Source organism: Achromobacter sp. 1011791174 (genome assembly GCF_059760925.1).
Window position 1 is genome coordinate 18,789 of record NZ_JCBANH010000075.1, and the last position, 14,168, is coordinate 32,956.

General features: G+C 64.1%; 14 protein-coding genes. 9 read left to right on the top strand and 5 right to left on the bottom strand.

Annotated features, from left to right (window positions below):
• Window positions 1-13 precede the first annotated feature (13 nt).
• From AC6LJ5_RS22145 to AC6LJ5_RS22165, 5 genes are all read left to right on the top strand, one after another.
• Window positions 14-820 (top strand): PhaM family polyhydroxyalkanoate granule multifunctional regulatory protein, encoded by an 807-nt coding sequence (locus AC6LJ5_RS22145; protein WP_103272020.1) that lies wholly within the window; start codon window positions 14-16, stop codon window positions 818-820.
• Between the two features lie 76 nt (window positions 821-896).
• The gene (gene glmU / locus AC6LJ5_RS22150; protein ID WP_392410477.1) at window positions 897-2,270 is read left to right on the top strand and encodes a bifunctional UDP-N-acetylglucosamine diphosphorylase/glucosamine-1-phosphate N-acetyltransferase GlmU; all 1,374 of its coding nucleotides are present in this window, start codon (window positions 897-899) and stop codon (window positions 2,268-2,270) included.
• A complete protein-coding gene (locus AC6LJ5_RS22155) occupies window positions 2,267-3,649 on the top strand; it encodes an MFS transporter (protein WP_103272022.1) in 1,383 nt (460 codons plus the stop codon). The genes glmU and AC6LJ5_RS22155 overlap by 4 nt, the downstream gene beginning before the upstream one ends.
• Before the next feature lie 135 nt (window positions 3,650-3,784).
• The gene (locus AC6LJ5_RS22160; protein WP_498141625.1) at window positions 3,785-5,107 is read left to right on the top strand and encodes a UDP-glucose dehydrogenase family protein; all 1,323 of its coding nucleotides are present in this window, start codon (window positions 3,785-3,787) and stop codon (window positions 5,105-5,107) included.
• The gene (locus AC6LJ5_RS22165; RefSeq protein WP_103272024.1) at window positions 5,104-6,162 is read left to right on the top strand and encodes a glycosyltransferase family 4 protein; all 1,059 of its coding nucleotides are present in this window, start codon (window positions 5,104-5,106) and stop codon (window positions 6,160-6,162) included. The genes AC6LJ5_RS22160 and AC6LJ5_RS22165 overlap by 4 nt, the downstream gene beginning before the upstream one ends.
• Window positions 6,163-6,216: 54 nt before the next feature.
• Here AC6LJ5_RS22165 and AC6LJ5_RS22170 read toward each other — a convergent pair whose 3' ends face one another.
• Together AC6LJ5_RS22170 and AC6LJ5_RS22175 are read right to left on the bottom strand one after the other, a co-directional pair.
• Window positions 6,217-6,531 carry a hypothetical protein gene (locus tag AC6LJ5_RS22170; RefSeq protein WP_103272025.1) on the bottom strand — a complete coding sequence of 105 codons (315 nt, stop codon included), beginning with the start codon at window positions 6,529-6,531 and terminating at the stop codon, window positions 6,217-6,219.
• A gap of 128 nt (window positions 6,532-6,659) precedes the next feature.
• On the bottom strand, window positions 6,660-7,151 hold the full coding sequence (locus tag AC6LJ5_RS22175; RefSeq protein ID WP_103272026.1) for an Lrp/AsnC family transcriptional regulator: 492 nt from the start codon (window positions 7,149-7,151) through the stop codon (window positions 6,660-6,662).
• A gap of 151 nt (window positions 7,152-7,302) precedes the next feature.
• Here AC6LJ5_RS22175 and glmS point away from each other — a divergent pair, with 151 nt between their 5' ends.
• Window positions 7,303-9,135 (top strand): glutamine--fructose-6-phosphate transaminase (isomerizing), encoded by a 1,833-nt coding sequence (gene glmS / locus AC6LJ5_RS22180; protein ID WP_103272027.1) that lies wholly within the window; start codon window positions 7,303-7,305, stop codon window positions 9,133-9,135.
• Between the two features lie 224 nt (window positions 9,136-9,359).
• On the opposite strand, the gene AC6LJ5_RS22185 is transcribed toward glmS, so the two are convergent.
• Complete coding sequence (locus tag AC6LJ5_RS22185; RefSeq protein ID WP_498141626.1) at window positions 9,360-9,983, bottom strand: hypothetical protein; 624 nt, start codon at window positions 9,981-9,983, stop codon at window positions 9,360-9,362.
• An 8-nt stretch (window positions 9,984-9,991) separates the two neighbouring features.
• Window positions 9,992-11,017, bottom strand: coding sequence for a phage exclusion protein Lit family protein (locus tag AC6LJ5_RS22190; RefSeq protein ID WP_238878152.1), 1,026 nt, complete (start codon window positions 11,015-11,017; stop codon window positions 9,992-9,994).
• Between the two features lie 419 nt (window positions 11,018-11,436).
• Here AC6LJ5_RS22190 and AC6LJ5_RS22195 point away from each other — a divergent pair, with 419 nt between their 5' ends.
• The gene (locus tag AC6LJ5_RS22195) at window positions 11,437-12,024 is read left to right on the top strand and encodes a sce7726 family protein (RefSeq protein ID WP_498141627.1); all 588 of its coding nucleotides are present in this window, start codon (window positions 11,437-11,439) and stop codon (window positions 12,022-12,024) included.
• Here the strand turns inward: AC6LJ5_RS22195 and AC6LJ5_RS22200 are convergent.
• Window positions 12,002-13,051: a beta family protein gene (locus tag AC6LJ5_RS22200; protein ID WP_498141628.1), complete on the bottom strand. Its 1,050-nt coding sequence runs from the start codon at window positions 13,049-13,051 to the stop codon at window positions 12,002-12,004. The genes AC6LJ5_RS22195 and AC6LJ5_RS22200 overlap by 23 nt on opposite strands.
• A gap of 127 nt (window positions 13,052-13,178) precedes the next feature.
• Between AC6LJ5_RS22200 and AC6LJ5_RS22205 the strand changes: the two genes are divergently transcribed.
• Both AC6LJ5_RS22205 and AC6LJ5_RS22210 read left to right on the top strand, forming a co-directional pair.
• Window positions 13,179-13,805 carry a hypothetical protein gene (locus AC6LJ5_RS22205; RefSeq protein ID WP_498141629.1) on the top strand — a complete coding sequence of 209 codons (627 nt, stop codon included), beginning with the start codon at window positions 13,179-13,181 and terminating at the stop codon, window positions 13,803-13,805.
• A 131-nt stretch (window positions 13,806-13,936) separates the two neighbouring features.
• A partial coding sequence (locus tag AC6LJ5_RS22210) for a transposase (RefSeq protein ID WP_498141630.1) occupies window positions 13,937-14,168 on the top strand: 232 nt, incomplete at its 3' end.

Consider the following 14,168-nt stretch of genomic DNA (forward strand, 5'->3'; position numbering starts at 1 on the left):
GGGGAAACCAGGTATGAGCGATCAACACGGCAATCCGTTCGTCCTGCCGGGCTTGGGCCAGCATTCCGATCTGTCCGGCAATCCCCTGCTGGCCAGCATGGAAATGATGCGCCAGGCCTGGGCCGGCCTGACCGGGCCGGGCGGGCTGGCCAGCAGCCTGCCGATGGCTCCGCCCATGAACGTCGAGGACCTGGAGCGCCGCATCGCCGAGCTGCGCTCGGTCGAAAACTGGCTGCGCATGAACCTGTCCATGCTCAGCAGCACCATCCAGGGCATGGAAGTGCAGCGCTCCACCATCAACACGCTGCGCGCCTTCGTCGACAGCGCGGCCAGCATGGACCTGGGCGCCTTGCGCGACAGCGGCGCGGCCTCGCCGCTGGAAGTGGTGCTGGGCCTGAAACCGGCGCCGGGCAAGGCCAAGGCGGCCGCGCCGTCAGGCGACGCGGCCAGGGACGGCGGCAAAGGTCCGGCTCAGGATCACGCCGGCGACGCTGCCCCGGCGGAGGCAGCCGCCCAGGACGCCGCGCCGCCCTTTGCCGGCATGAGCGAACAGATGGGCGCCGCGGCGCAGTCGGCGTCCAAGGCCTGGTGGGACCTGCTGCAGCAACAATTCGGCCAGATCGCCGCCGCCACCGCCGCGACCATGCCGGCCGCCGCGCCGTCCAAGGTGGAATCCGAAGCCGACAAACCCGCGCCCAAGGCCGCCAAGACCGAGGCCAAGCCCGCCGCCAAGGCGCCGGGCAAGCCGGCCTCGAAGGCCGCCGCCCGCGCCAAGCCCGCCGCCCGCAAGGCAGCGCCCAAGACGGAGCCGTCCGCCTAGCGCCGGCCCCATGATTTCAATCGCAACGCGCAACGGCTCCTCGGGGCCGTTGCGTTTTCCAACACAGTAGACCTCTATGCTCAATGTAGTGATTCTCGCCGCCGGACTGGGCAAGCGCATGCAGTCCGACCTTCCCAAAGTGCTGCACACGCTGGCCGGCAAACCCATGTTGGCGCACGTGCTGGCCAGTGCGCGCGAACTCGCGCCCGCCCGCATCACGGTGGTGGTCGGCCACGGCGCCGACCGCGTCAAGCAGGCGTTTGGCGGCCAGGAAGGCCTGCACTTCGCGTTGCAGCAGCCGCAGCAGGGCACCGGCCACGCCGTGCAGCAAGCCGTGCCGCTGCTGCTCGAGGGCGACGGCAAGGACGATGTGACGCTGGTGCTGTACGGCGACGTGCCGCTGGTGCAGCCCGACACGCTGCGCCGCCTGCTGGCCGCGCGCGGCGATGGCGCCGCCGTGCTCACCGAGGTGCTGGACGATTCCACCGGCTACGGCCGCATCGTGCGCGACGCCGCCGGCCAGGTCTGCCGCATCGTCGAGCACAAGGACGCCTCCGAGGCCGAGCGCGCCATCAAGGAAGTCAACACAGGCATCCTGGCCGCGCCGACCGCCAGGCTCAAGGACTGGCTGTCCCGCATCGACAACAACAACGCCCAGGGCGAGTACTACCTGACCGACGTGATCGGTCTGGCCGTGATCGACGGCGTGCCGGTGGGCGCGGCCCAGCCGGCGGCTTCCTGGGAAACGCTGGGCGTGAACAGCCGCGTGCAACAGGCCGAGCTGGAACGCCGCTGGCAGGCCGAGCAGGCCCGCCGCCAGCTGGAAGCCGGCGTCACGCTGGCCGATCCCGCGCGCTTCGACCTGCGCGGCACGCTGCGCTGCGGCCGCGACGTGTTCATCGACGTGGGTTGCGTGTTCGAAGGCGAGGTCACGCTGGCCGACGGCGTGCGCGTGGGCCCGCATTGCGTGCTGCGCGACGTCAGCGTCGGCGCCGGCACGCAGATCGAGGCCTACAGCCATCTGCAGGACGCCCAGGTGGGCCGCGACGCGCGCGTCGGCCCCTATGCCCGCCTGCGTCCTGGCGCCGAGCTGGGCGACCGCAGCCACGTCGGCAACTTCGTCGAGATCAAGAAGAGCGTGCTGGGCGCCGACAGCAAGGCCAATCACCTGGCCTACATCGGCGACGCCGAGATCGGCGCGCGCGTGAACGTGGGCGCGGGCACCATCACCTGCAACTACGACGGCGTCAACAAGCACCGCACCGTGATCGAGGACGACGCCTTCATCGGCTCGGACACGCAGCTGGTCGCGCCGGTGCGGGTGGGCCAGGGCGCCACGCTGGGCGCCGGCACCACGCTGACGCGCGACGCGCCGGCCGGCAAACTGACGGTCTCGCGCGCCAAGCAGCTCACCGTCGATGGTTGGCAACGCCCGACCAAGAAGTCGTGACCACCGAGGGGCCGACCGGCACGCCGGGCGCTTCGCCGCAGGACGGCCTGCCGGCGCCCCGGCGCTACTGGGCAGCGGCCACGGTGATGACGGGCATCAGCCTGTCGGTGCTGGACACCACCATCGCCAACGTGGCCCTGCCCACCATCGCGGCCGATCTGCAATCCTCGCCGGCCCAGGCGGTCTGGGTCGTCAACGCCTACAACCTGGCGGTGGTGACGATGCTGCTGCCGCTGTCGGCGCTGGCCGAGCGCATCGGTTTCCGGCGCATGTTCACCTTCGGACTGGTGCTGTTCACGCTGGCCTCGCTCGGTTGCGCGCTGGCCGGCACGCTCGTGCAGCTGACGCTGGCGCGCGTGTTCCAGGGCGTGGGCGCGGCCACGCTGATGTGCCTGTTCGGCGGCCTGGTGCGCAATATCTATCCGCTAAAGATGCTGGGGCGTGGCATCAGCATCAACGCCACCACCGTGGCGGTGATGTCAGTGCTGGGGCCGACCATCGGCTCGGCCATCCTGTCGGTGGCGCCGTGGCCGTGGATCTTCGCGGTCAACCTGCCCGTCTGCGTGCTGGCCATGCTGGGGCTGCGGCACCTGCCGGAGGTGCCGCGCAACAACGTCGCCTTCGATGGCATCAGCGCGCTGCTCAGCATGGCCACGCTGGGCGTGTTCATCTCGGGCGTGGACATGATGGGCGCGGACCTGCTGCGCGGCATCGGCCTGGTGGCCATCGCCGCCGTGCTGGGCATCGTGCTGATGCGCCGCGCCAGCGGCCAGACCGCGCCGCTGGTGCCGGTGGACCTGCTGCGCATCCGCCCGCTGGCCTATGCCGTGGCCGCGTCCGCCTGCACCTTCGCCGCGCAGATGGCGTCCTACGTGTCGCTGCCCTTCTATTTCCAGCAGGTGCTGGGCCGGCCGTACCTGGAAGTCGGCATGCTGATGGGCGCCTGGCCGGTCGGCACGGCGCTGGTCGCGCCGTTGGCGGGCCGGCTGTCCGACCGCTATTCGCCCGCGACCATGAGCGGCATCGGCGCCGCCACCATGGTGGCTGGCATGCTGTGGCTGGCGCTGCTGCCCACGCATGTGTCCAATGCACCCATTCTGGCGGGCATGTTCGTGGCGGGCCTGGGCTTCGGCTTCTTCCAGACGCCGAACAACCGCGCCATGCTGTCTGCCGCGCCGCGCGCGCGCAGCGGCGCCGCCGGCGGCCTGCAAGCCACTACCCGGGTGTTCGGCCAGAGCTTCGGCACCGCCCTGGTCGCCATCGCCTTCAGCCTGAGCGCGGCCCATGGCCCCGGCCTGGCGCTGGTGCTGGGCACGGTCTGCGCCGCGCTGGCGGTGGCTGTGAACGCCATCCGCTTCAACCGGCTGCGGACGCCCTAGCGGCCCTGCCCGCGACGACCTAGCCCCGGGGGCGCGCCGGGCCGGCGTCCCGGCCGGCCGCGCTTCTATAATGGCGGCCGGCGCCGGCTTGTCCACCGCGGCGCCGGTTTTCCAATTCTTGAAGGGCGTTCGGGCATGAAGATCACGGTCGTGGGTACCGGTTACGTAGGGTTGGTGTCGGGGGCGTGCCTGGCCGACATGGGCAACGACGTCATGTGCCTGGACGTGGATTCCGCCAAGATCGCGCTGTTGCGCCAGGGCGGCATCCCCATCTACGAGCCCGGCCTGGAAGACCTGGTGCGCCGCAACGTGCAGGCCGGCCGGCTGCATTTCACCGACGACGTGGCGCAGAGCGTGGCCTTCGGCGACGTGCAGTTCATCGCCGTCGGCACGCCGCCGGGCGAGGACGGTTCGGCCGACCTGAAATACGTGCTGGCCGCCGCGCTCAACATTGCGCGCCACATGACTTCGCGCAAGCTCATCGTGGACAAGTCCACCGTGCCCGTCGGCACAGCCGACAAGGTGCGCGCGGTGATCGCCAAGGAGCTGGCCGCGCGCGGCGTGGACCTGCCCTTCACGGTCGCGTCCAATCCGGAATTCCTCAAGGAAGGCGCGGCCATCAACGATTTCATGAGTCCGGATCGCGTCATCGGCGGCGCCGACGACGACTACACCATCGGCGTCATGCGCCGCATCTACGAGCCCTTCCAGCGCACCCACGACCGCCTCATGGTGATGGACGTGCGCTCGGCCGAGCTGACCAAGTACGCCGCCAACGCCATGCTGGCCACGCGCATCTCCTTCATGAACGAGATGGCCAATCTGGCCGAGACGCTGGGCGCCGACGTCGAGCAGGTGCGGCGCGGCATCGGCGCGGATCCGCGCATCGGCTATCACTTCCTCTATCCCGGCGCGGGCTACGGCGGCTCCTGCTTCCCCAAGGACGTGCAGGCGCTGGTCAACACCGCCGCCGAGCACGGCCTGCCGATGCGCGTCATCGAGGCCGCCGAGGCCGCCAACCACGCGCAGAAATTCCGCCTGTCCGAGAAGCTGACGCAGCGCTACGGCGAAGACCTGCGCGGCCGCAAGATCGCGCTGTGGGGCCTGGCCTTCAAGCCCAATACCGACGACATGCGCGAAGCCCCCAGCCTGACCGCCATCGCGGAATTGACCCGTCGCGGCGCCGAAGTGCGCGCCTATGACCCGGTGGCCATGCACGAAGCCGCGCGCGTGCTGGTGGGCCAGCCCGGCGTGACCTTCGCCAAGGACATGTACGACGCGCTGGACGGCGCCGACGCGCTGCTGATCGCCACCGAATGGAAGGTCTTCCGCGCGCCCGACTTCGATCGCGTCAAGGCCCTGCTCAAGACGCCGCTGATCATCGACGGCCGCAACCTCTACACGCCGGCCGATGTGCGCGCCCTGGGCTTCGATTACTCGGGCATCGGCCGCGCATGAAGATCCTGCAGCTGAACTTCGAGAAGGGCTGGCGCGGCGGCGAGCGGCAGACGCTCTACTGCATGCGCGCCTTCCGCAAGGCCGGCCACGAGGTCGAACTGATGTGCCGCCTGGGCGGCCCGCTGGCCGAGCGCGCGCGCCAGGAAGGATTCACCGTCCACGAATGCCGCAACGTGCCGGCGCAGCTGCGTTTCCTGGCCGGCGCCGGCCGCTACGACATCATCCATGCCCAGACGGCCAATACCGTCACCTGGGCCGTGCTGACCAAATGGCTGCACCGCCGGCCGGTGGCCTTCTCGCGCCGCACCTCCTTCGTGGTCAAGCCGAACGAGGAGTGGAAGACCGGCTTCAAGTGGCGCCACGTCGATCTGTTCGTGGCCATCAGCGAGATGGCCGCGAGCGAGCCGCGCCGGCTCGGCATCGAGCCCGCCATCATCCGCAGCGCCGTCGAACCGCATGCGATCAACGCCGACAACGTCGCCGCGCTGGTCAGCGAGTTCCAGCTGGATGGTCGCAAGGTCATGGCGACCTCGGCCGCGCTGATCCAGGACAAGGACCCGGTCACGCTGGTGCGCGCCGTCGCCGAGCTGGCGCGCACGCGCCGCGACTTCATCTTTCTGCACTTCGGCGCCGGCGGCGGCCAGGAGCAGGCCGCCAAGGACGAGGCCCGCAAGCTGGGCATCGAGGACGTCTACCGCTTCGCCGGCTTTCGCAAGGGCGTGGAAGACTTCTACAGCGTGCTGGACGTGTTCGTCATGAGTTCCGAGGAAGAGGCGCTGGGCAGCAGCGTGCTGGACGCTTTCCTGCAGCGTGTGCCGGTGGTGTCCACCGACGCCGGCGGCCTCAAGGAAAGCCTGGCCGACGGCCGCGGCGTGCTCTGCGCCGTGGGCGACCACCAGGCCCTGGCCGCCGGCATGGCGCGCTGCCTGGACGACGCCGCCTTCCGCCAGGAAGTCACCGAGCGCGCCTATGCCTACGTGCGCGACGAGCACGACGTGCAGAAGATGGGGAACCGGTATCTGGCGCAGTTCGAGCGGGTGTTGGAGGGACGCTAGCGGAGCGCTGTCGTCGACCCGCTTCGCATCGGAGGGGGTGATTAGGTACCAGCGCTAAAGCACCCCTTTTAGTGCTTCTTCCCATCGCTCGACGCGAGGCAGCCCCAAGTCACTGCGAGCGTGTTGATACAGCGCATCGGCTTCTTCCAGACGTACACCAGCCTCGAAGCTGGCTCGGGCTATGTATTCCGGGGCCATTTCCACGAACATGCTGGCTATCAGTTCCTTGATCCAGTCATCGATCTGGAGGGACGCAAAGCTGCCTGAGCGTAGAGCCGTAGCGATATCGTTCGGACTGACCGGGTGCCCGTATGGTGCATTGAGGTGAGCGGCGATCATGCCGAGATATTGAGCGGGATACTTGTGCATTGTGGGGCTCCAAGGCGGAACGTCTGGGTCTCTGCCGTCTGGGTGCATGCCCATTATCTTTCGGCGTAAACGACACCCGCGATTCGGGGTTCCCGCAGAGCCATCCCCGAACCGCTATCTCCACACCGCTACTCGCGCACCGCGATCCGCGTCTCGAACTTGGCGCGGTGCACCGAGAAGAACGTGCGCACATTGCGCACATTGGCCTGCGCCGTGAAGGCGCGGTGCACCAGCGCGTGATAGGCCGGCATGTCACGCACCTGCGCGATCACCACGAAATCCGGACCGGGCGACACCCGGTAGCACTGCAGCACGGCGGGCTCGGCCAGCATGCTCTGCTCGAATGCATCCAGGCTTTCGGCGGCCTGCACGTCCAGCGTGATCTCGACGATGGCTGTCAGCGTGCTGCCCAGCTTGTCGGCAGCCAGGATCGCCACCTGCCGGTCGATCACGCCGATGTCGACCAGCCGCCGCACCCGCCGCAGGCAGGTCGGGGGCGAGGCGTGCACGCGTTCGGCCAGATCCTGGTTGGTCAGCGCGCAGTCGATCTGCAGCTGTTCCAGGATGCGGCGGTCCAGATCGTCCAGTTCGGGCAGCGCAGGAGCGGTGTTTTGCGCCATATATTTCACTTTGGCGTATGAAATGAAAGATTATTTAATCACAATCCAGTAAGTAAATAAACTTCCAAAAAACTTCACATAAAGAAATCAAATTTCTTTGTGGCGCGCGCACAATGCGTTCCGTACCCGAACCCTTACAGGAGTTTCTCCTATGTGCGGCATTGTTGGCGCCGTCGCCCAGCGCGACATCACCCCGATCCTCGTTGAAGGCCTGAAGCGGCTGGAATACCGCGGCTACGACTCCTGCGGCGTCGCGGTCTACGCCGACGGCCACCTGCGCCGCACGCGCAGCACGCAACGCGTGGCCGAACTGAGCGACCAGATCGCCCAGGACCATGTGACCGGCTTCACCGGCATCGCCCACACCCGCTGGGCCACCCACGGCGTGCCGGCCACGCACAATGCCCACCCGCACTTCTCGCACCTGGGCAATGACGAGCCGCGCATCGCGCTGGTCCACAACGGCATCATCGAGAACCACGACGAACTGCGCGCCGAGCTGCAGGCCGCCGGCTACGTCTTCGAAAGCCAGACCGACACCGAGGTCATCGCCCACCTGGTCAACCACCTGTACGCCGGCGACCTGTTCGAGGCCGTGCAGCAGGCCGTGCGCCGCCTGCATGGCGCCTATGCCATCGCCGTGTTCTGCCGCGATGAGCCGCACCGCGTGGTCGGCGCCCGCCAGGGCTCGCCGCTGGTGGTGGGCGTGGGCCAGAACGAGAACTTCCTGGCGTCCGATGCGCTGGCCCTGGCTGGCACCACCGACCAGATCATCTACCTGGAAGACGGCGACGTCGTCGACCTGCAGCTGACCCGCGTCTGGATCGTGGACGCCGAAGGCCGCGCCGCCGATCGCGCCGTGCACACCGTGCACGTGCACACCGGCGCCGCCGAGCTGGGTCCGTACCGCCACTACATGCAGAAGGAAATCTTCGAGCAGCCGCGCGCGGTCGGCGATACCCTGCAGGACATCGAGTCCGTCACGCCCGAGCTGTTCGGCGACGACGCCTACAAGATCTTCAAGGACATCGACTCGGTGCTGGTCCTGGCCTGCGGCACCAGCTACTACGCCGGCCTGACCGCTAAGTACTGGATCGAGTCCGTCGCCAAGATCCCGGTGAATGTCGAAATCGCCAGCGAATACCGCTACCGCGACAGCGTGCCGAACCCGCGCGCGCTGGTGGTGACGATCTCGCAGTCCGGCGAAACGGCCGACACGCTGGCCGCGCTCAAGCACGCGCGCTCGCTGGGCATGCAGCACACGCTGACCATCTGCAACGTGGCCACCAGCGCCATGGTGCGCGAGTGCAAGCTGTCCTACATCACGCGCGCTGGCGTGGAGATCGGCGTGGCCTCGACCAAGGCCTTCACCACCCAGCTGACCGGCCTGTTCCTGCTGACGCTGGCGCTGGCGCAGGTGCGCGGCAATCTGACCGCCGAGCAGGAAGCCGCGCACATCAAGTCGCTGCGCCACCTGCCCGCCGCCATCGGTTCGGTGCTGGCGCTGGAACCGCAGATCATGGCCTGGGCGGACCGCTTCGCCTCCAAGGAAAACGCGCTGTTCCTGGGTCGCGGCATGCACTATCCGATCGCGCTGGAAGGCGCGCTCAAGCTCAAGGAAATCAGCTACATCCACGCCGAAGCCTACCCGGCAGGCGAACTCAAGCACGGCCCGCTGGCCCTGGTGACCGAGCACATGCCCGTGGTCACCATCGCGCCCAAGGACGGCCTGCTGGAAAAGCTGAAGTCCAACATGCAGGAAGTGCGCGCGCGCGGCGGCGAGCTGTATGTGTTCGCCGACGCCGACAGCAAGATCGTCAGCGCCGAGGGCATGCACGTGATCCGCATGCCCGAGCACTACGGCATGCTGTCGCCGATCCTGCACACGGTGCCGCTGCAACTGCTGTCGTATCACACGGCTTGCGCGCGCGGCACGGACGTGGACAAGCCGCGCAATCTGGCCAAGAGCGTGACGGTGGAGTGAGGCGGGCGCGCCCGGTGCGCGCTTGAAAACGAGAAATAAAGTCGGTCGCGCGGAATAAAGTCGGTCGCGACGTTAACGCCGCTTATCGTCGTGCATTTTATCGTTAAATCTCGTGTCGTCGAGCAAATGAAGAGGGTCGCATGGATTTGCGGCCTTTTTCATGATGAAATTTGCGAAGTCTTTCGCGAGTATCGCTTGGGTGCAGGTCCCGGGCGATGGCCTGGTTACGGCGTGATGACCAAGGGCGGCTCGAAGAGGCGTGCTATCTCACCGATGTACGACGCCAACCCCTGACGAACAGATCCTTCGTTCGCATCGCAGCGGCTGCCCATAATGGCGCTGACTGCCTTATCCAGGGATTTTGCCGGGCACACGTGCCGTCTGATCCAATCCAGGTCGTTCTGATCGAGCAAGCGCAGCAACACTTGTTCGATCAGAACGACACGGCCGGACAGTCCCGCTCGGAGACCTGCGTCGAGCGCAGACAGTGATCTGAGGGCGCGCTTATCGCCCGTCAGAACGAACGTCTCCGGAATGGCGAGAACTTCGGCAAAGAGGATCGCCTCGCCGGGATCGATTCCAACAACGTCCTCGAAGGGTGCCAATTGGATTGGGTTAAGCGACGCGAGAGGGCTCATCTGTCCAATTATTTCGAGCGCCTGCGCTGCGGCATCTGGCGTATGGAACAGCTTTTGATCGGGCTTGTGGACACTCTGTTGCGCTCGATAGCGTAATGACGACACCGTAGCGCATTGGCTGGTGTCGAAACCGAGCGCCCCAGGAACGTGCGCTACCAGATTCCAATTCGAAAACTTCGCAAGCGCGTCGACATCCATGAGGAGCTTCATGGATTCTCCTAGACGACTTCGCGCTTCCAGCCTGTGACCTGCTCGACCAAGTCTTGAAGGTCGTCCGCCACTAGGTCTAGGTCTAGATGCCGTTTGAAGTGCGCTAGCAGTACAGACTCAGGGTCGAGGTCTTCTTTCAAGAAGCCCAGAGCCGTCATCGACTCGGCCCATCGCTTGGACTCGAATGCGTGTCGGAGAACAAAGTGACCAGCTTCTATGCCTTCCCTTTGACTCGCCTTGCGAGCGCGCACCGCGATGTCCACAGGTGCAGCATTGGGCGGCCACGTCCTGATCTCGTTGTTGACCAGCTCTCCGCCCATCGCCGCCAAGGCAAAGGCGTCAGCCTCCGCTTCTTGGCGATCAGTGGACGATTCGGTCGCGTAGGTCGACGCTTCCTGGAGCGACACGTCTATAAGGGTCGAACTAGGCTGGACGTGTCCTAGTGCGATATGCGCCATTTCGTGTGCGAGGATGAAGCTGAGCCACGCCTTGGAAGACTTCTTTCGCGCGATCACGATCACCGGCCGGTCTTGAACCTGAAGCACCGCGCCGTCCATCTTGCGCACGCCGACGGGCAGATTCGGGAGGGGAATGACTGGGATGCCGTGACTCCACGCAACCGCGAGAAGCGACTCAAAGCCAATCACTCCATTGCCAGCGGCCCTCGCGATCGCTTGCAGCGCCATCGGATCCGAGGGTAGGGGGGTGTACCCCGCCGTTATCGCGCCGAGTATGGCCTGTGCAAGGGAGGAAGCTACGAAGGTCGCTGCAGACAGCTGTTCCGGACTTACATTCACGCGATGCTTGAAGGCGAGATTCGATACCGCGCCTTTGGGCCGGATTTCACCAGCCAGTAGTGCCCGCAAGTCAATGCTGAGCCGGCGGCTCATGTGCATGGCCAATTCCGCAATGCCGTCTGTGTGCTTCTCGGCCTCGGGTGCCCACCAGGCAGGCAAGAGTTTGCGGACCTGCGCTCGCGTGAGGCCAAGTCCCGACACTGTGGAATAAAGAGATTTTGCGGTAACGGTCGACATGAGGGGGCTCTCCGCACTACTTCACGGTTCGGTGCGCAGCCAGAACGGGCGCTAGAGCTTCGATCAGACTTGCGAGAAGCTCAACGGACTCCGTTCTCCCATCGCAGGCAACGCGCAGGGCGCGCCTGAGCTTTGGATGATCTGCCACATCATACTTCTCTGTTATGCCAGAATCGGGCTCTATTCTTGCATAAGTCAACGCTTTAGAAATCAATGGAGTAATTGATTTAGTACGTCCAGCAAGAAATCTGTGGAGTGTAGGCTGCGGCACGTCCACCCGATGCGCATAGGCGTTGACTGTAAGGCCTTCGTGCTTCAAGTAAGCCTTGAGTCGACTCCGTGCGTCAACCACTTGTGGTTTGGTTGGTGTGGCTATTCTTGGCATAAGCGCATAGTATAATATGCATAAGGAGTTGCCAATGAACCACCCCCTGACTGAGTCTGAGATCAGACACCGCCTGCGACAGCAGCTCGCGCGCCGCCTCGTTACGCCCGGCACCATGGCGATCGAAGAGTTTGGGATCGAGGGCGGGAGCTCTCGCGTCGACATGGTGGTCGTGAGTAAGACCCTAGACGCCTTCGAGATCAAGAGTGACCTCGATAACTTTCTGCGCCTACGTAATCAGATCCACGCGTACAACCGCGTCTTCGACACTATCACCTTGGTTCTCGGCCCTTCACACGTCGAGGCGGCCTGTGACCTTATGCCGAGTTGGTGGGGTATTGCTCGCGTGGACCGCGGCCAGCGCAACCGCCTGACATACACCAACGTACGAAAGGCTTCGCGAAATCCGCGGCAAGACCTCCAGAGCCTTGCTGCTCTTTTGTGGAGGGATGAAGCAGTAGCCACGCTGGCTGCACGAAACCAACTGCCGCCAGGCGTGGGACGAGCTACCCGAGCAGAGATCCAAAGCACGCTAGCCGCAGGCCTGAGCCTGCGGGATCTGCGTGCGTCAGTGGTGACGCATCTCCTGCAGCGCCCGACTACGGAAGTGCGAGTCCCGTGAACACGAGATGGTGATTCGTCGCGTCCCGGCGCCAGCTGCTGGGATTCCCATTTCCGATCACAGCGTGGGCAGCCTTGTGGTACCGGTCATCGCCGTCGCTGTACGGCGGGCCGCAGTAAACGGGATCGCCGAGTAACAGGTTGCAAAGGCCCTGGTATTGGTTCTTCGCGCCTTTCTTGAAGCCCCCTGCTTTGTATAGGCGCCAATCCACGTCGATCGTGTAGCGAAGCTGTACTGAGGGGTTCACCTGCTTAGGATCCAGGTCCGGAAGTGGGCCAGGGTTGCTCACGGTGTAGTCCCCGAAGCGTAAGCCGCTGTATTCCGCGGAACCCTTCAACAGTTGCCAGACCTGCCACTCGACTCTAGGGATGTCATGCACACCCTGCTTGAGTCCCATGAGGTTAACAGGGAAGGACCCTCCGGCGACCGTTACGCTCGCGCATTGCGCTGCGAAGGCCTCGTCCAAATACGGCGTCACGGCTGCGTGCTTGATTGCGGGATCCTCTCTTACGATCGTAAAGAGGTCGATCACAATGTGAAGTTCTCGCTTCTTGATCCCGCTGGCTAATGCCAGTTTGATTAGCGGGTCGACCTGGTGAGGCTGCGCGACTGGTGTCTGAATCCGAAGAATGTAGTCTCCGAAATCATGCATATCCGTGAGTGATGCTGCATCCTTCCAGAGTGCTGATTCGCTGATAACAGGCACGACGCGACAATTTAGTTGCCGAGCAAGCTCGGCGCAGATTGTGTCCAGCAGCTTGATTTGCTTTGGATGGTTGGGAGCTACCCATCTCACGTCAATGCCAATCGTTTGCTCAGAGTTGAAAGTCTTGTTCATCTCTTGCACTGGCTTAACCAGATAAGCGGGCAGGGCTAAGCGTACGGATCTTTCATCCTGCGCCGAATTGATCGCCGGCAGCTCAAGGACCGGGATGACGCCTGCCCGCTGCGCTGGGGTCAGCATACTCAGCGCGATTCGCTCGCCCTGTTTCCACTTCAAAATGGGTAGATATTTCCATTTCAACACCGCTACACCTCCTTGGTTAGGCCGGATCGGCATGACTAATTTATAGTATTAATTTCACGCTGATACAACTTAGTAACTAAAATATTGGTTTTCGATGGCCGACGAAACCTGAGTGGGAGGTGTGGAGGTGGCAAAAGGACCGAGCGGATTTTTCAATGAGCGCACGGCGGAGTACTTTCTTACACCTTTACTACAGCGGTCGCTCGAAGCTCATTTCGGATCGGCGATTCCGATGTTCTTTTGGAAGAGTCGGGAAGGAAATCGGACTTCTCTCATGATTCATGAGGGGCGGCGCGTGCGCATATTGGCGATGTTCGCGAGAAGGCCAAAGGTAAGCCTAAATTCCGATCAAGTGACGGGACGCATAAGTCACGAGCTGTGGACCTTCGCGCGTCATGCTAGTAAAGCGGGCCTAATGACCATAGCGGCGTTACCGGTCGTCGGCTCTATATTCGAGCTCTACGAGCGTGACGCAAGGGTGCTCTGGTTTCCGCTGGACCAGCGCGAAAACGAAGATCCTTTCACTATCGACAAATGCAAGCCAGTTGGTCCAATCACGCTGGCCGGGCATGCATTCAAAACGTCGACCATAGACGAGTTAGTGCGAAGTGTTCACGCGAAGTGCGGTGTGTTTCAGTGGAACGAGGCGATGGACCTAATGGCAGATCTCCGAGAGGCTGGCGCAGGACGTCCAAGTTTCTTCGGGCTAATTGGCGGTTACAAGCCCGTCTACTTCTTAATACCCGCCGACTGAGGTAGCAAATACATGCGATTCATGAGTCTAGGCGCTACATCTCATGGATATCAGCAAAAGCGAAAGCCCCGTGACCTGCTCCCCGTGGTTAGTACGAAATCGATGTAGAGTCCGTTCACAAAGGAACGGTAATGAAGAAACGATTTACGGAAGAACAGATCATCGGGGTGCTGAAGGAGGCCGAGGCGGGGGCCAAGGTGGCCGAACTGTGCCGCAAGCACGGGATCTCGGAGGCCACTTACTACAACTGGAAGGCGAAGTTCGGCGGTATGACCGTCTCGGACGCCCAGCGACTGAAGGAGCTGGAGCAAGAGAACAACAAGCTCAAGAAGCTGTTGGCTGAATCGATGCTGGACAAGGCTG

What these genes read in the sequence shown, in the direction of transcription:
- AC6LJ5_RS22145 (WP_103272020.1), top strand. Translation starts at nt 14, where the DNA reads ATGAGCGATCAACACGGCAATCCGTTCGTCCTGCCGGGCTTGGGCCAG.
- glmU (WP_392410477.1), top strand. Translation starts at nt 897, where the DNA reads ATGCTCAATGTAGTGATTCTCGCCGCCGGACTGGGCAAGCGCATGCAG.
- AC6LJ5_RS22160 (WP_498141625.1), top strand. Translation starts at nt 3,785, where the DNA reads ATGAAGATCACGGTCGTGGGTACCGGTTACGTAGGGTTGGTGTCGGGG.
- AC6LJ5_RS22165 (WP_103272024.1), top strand. Translation starts at nt 5,104, where the DNA reads ATGAAGATCCTGCAGCTGAACTTCGAGAAGGGCTGGCGCGGCGGCGAG.
- AC6LJ5_RS22170 (WP_103272025.1), bottom strand. Translation starts at nt 6,531, where the DNA reads ATGCACAAGTATCCCGCTCAATATCTCGGCATGATCGCCGCTCACCTC.
- AC6LJ5_RS22175 (WP_103272026.1), bottom strand. Translation starts at nt 7,151, where the DNA reads ATGGCGCAAAACACCGCTCCTGCGCTGCCCGAACTGGACGATCTGGAC.
- glmS (WP_103272027.1), top strand. Translation starts at nt 7,303, where the DNA reads ATGTGCGGCATTGTTGGCGCCGTCGCCCAGCGCGACATCACCCCGATC.
- AC6LJ5_RS22185 (WP_498141626.1), bottom strand. Translation starts at nt 9,983, where the DNA reads ATGAAGCTCCTCATGGATGTCGACGCGCTTGCGAAGTTTTCGAATTGG.
- AC6LJ5_RS22190 (WP_238878152.1), bottom strand. Translation starts at nt 11,017, where the DNA reads ATGTCGACCGTTACCGCAAAATCTCTTTATTCCACAGTGTCGGGACTT.
- AC6LJ5_RS22195 (WP_498141627.1), top strand. Translation starts at nt 11,437, where the DNA reads ATGAACCACCCCCTGACTGAGTCTGAGATCAGACACCGCCTGCGACAG.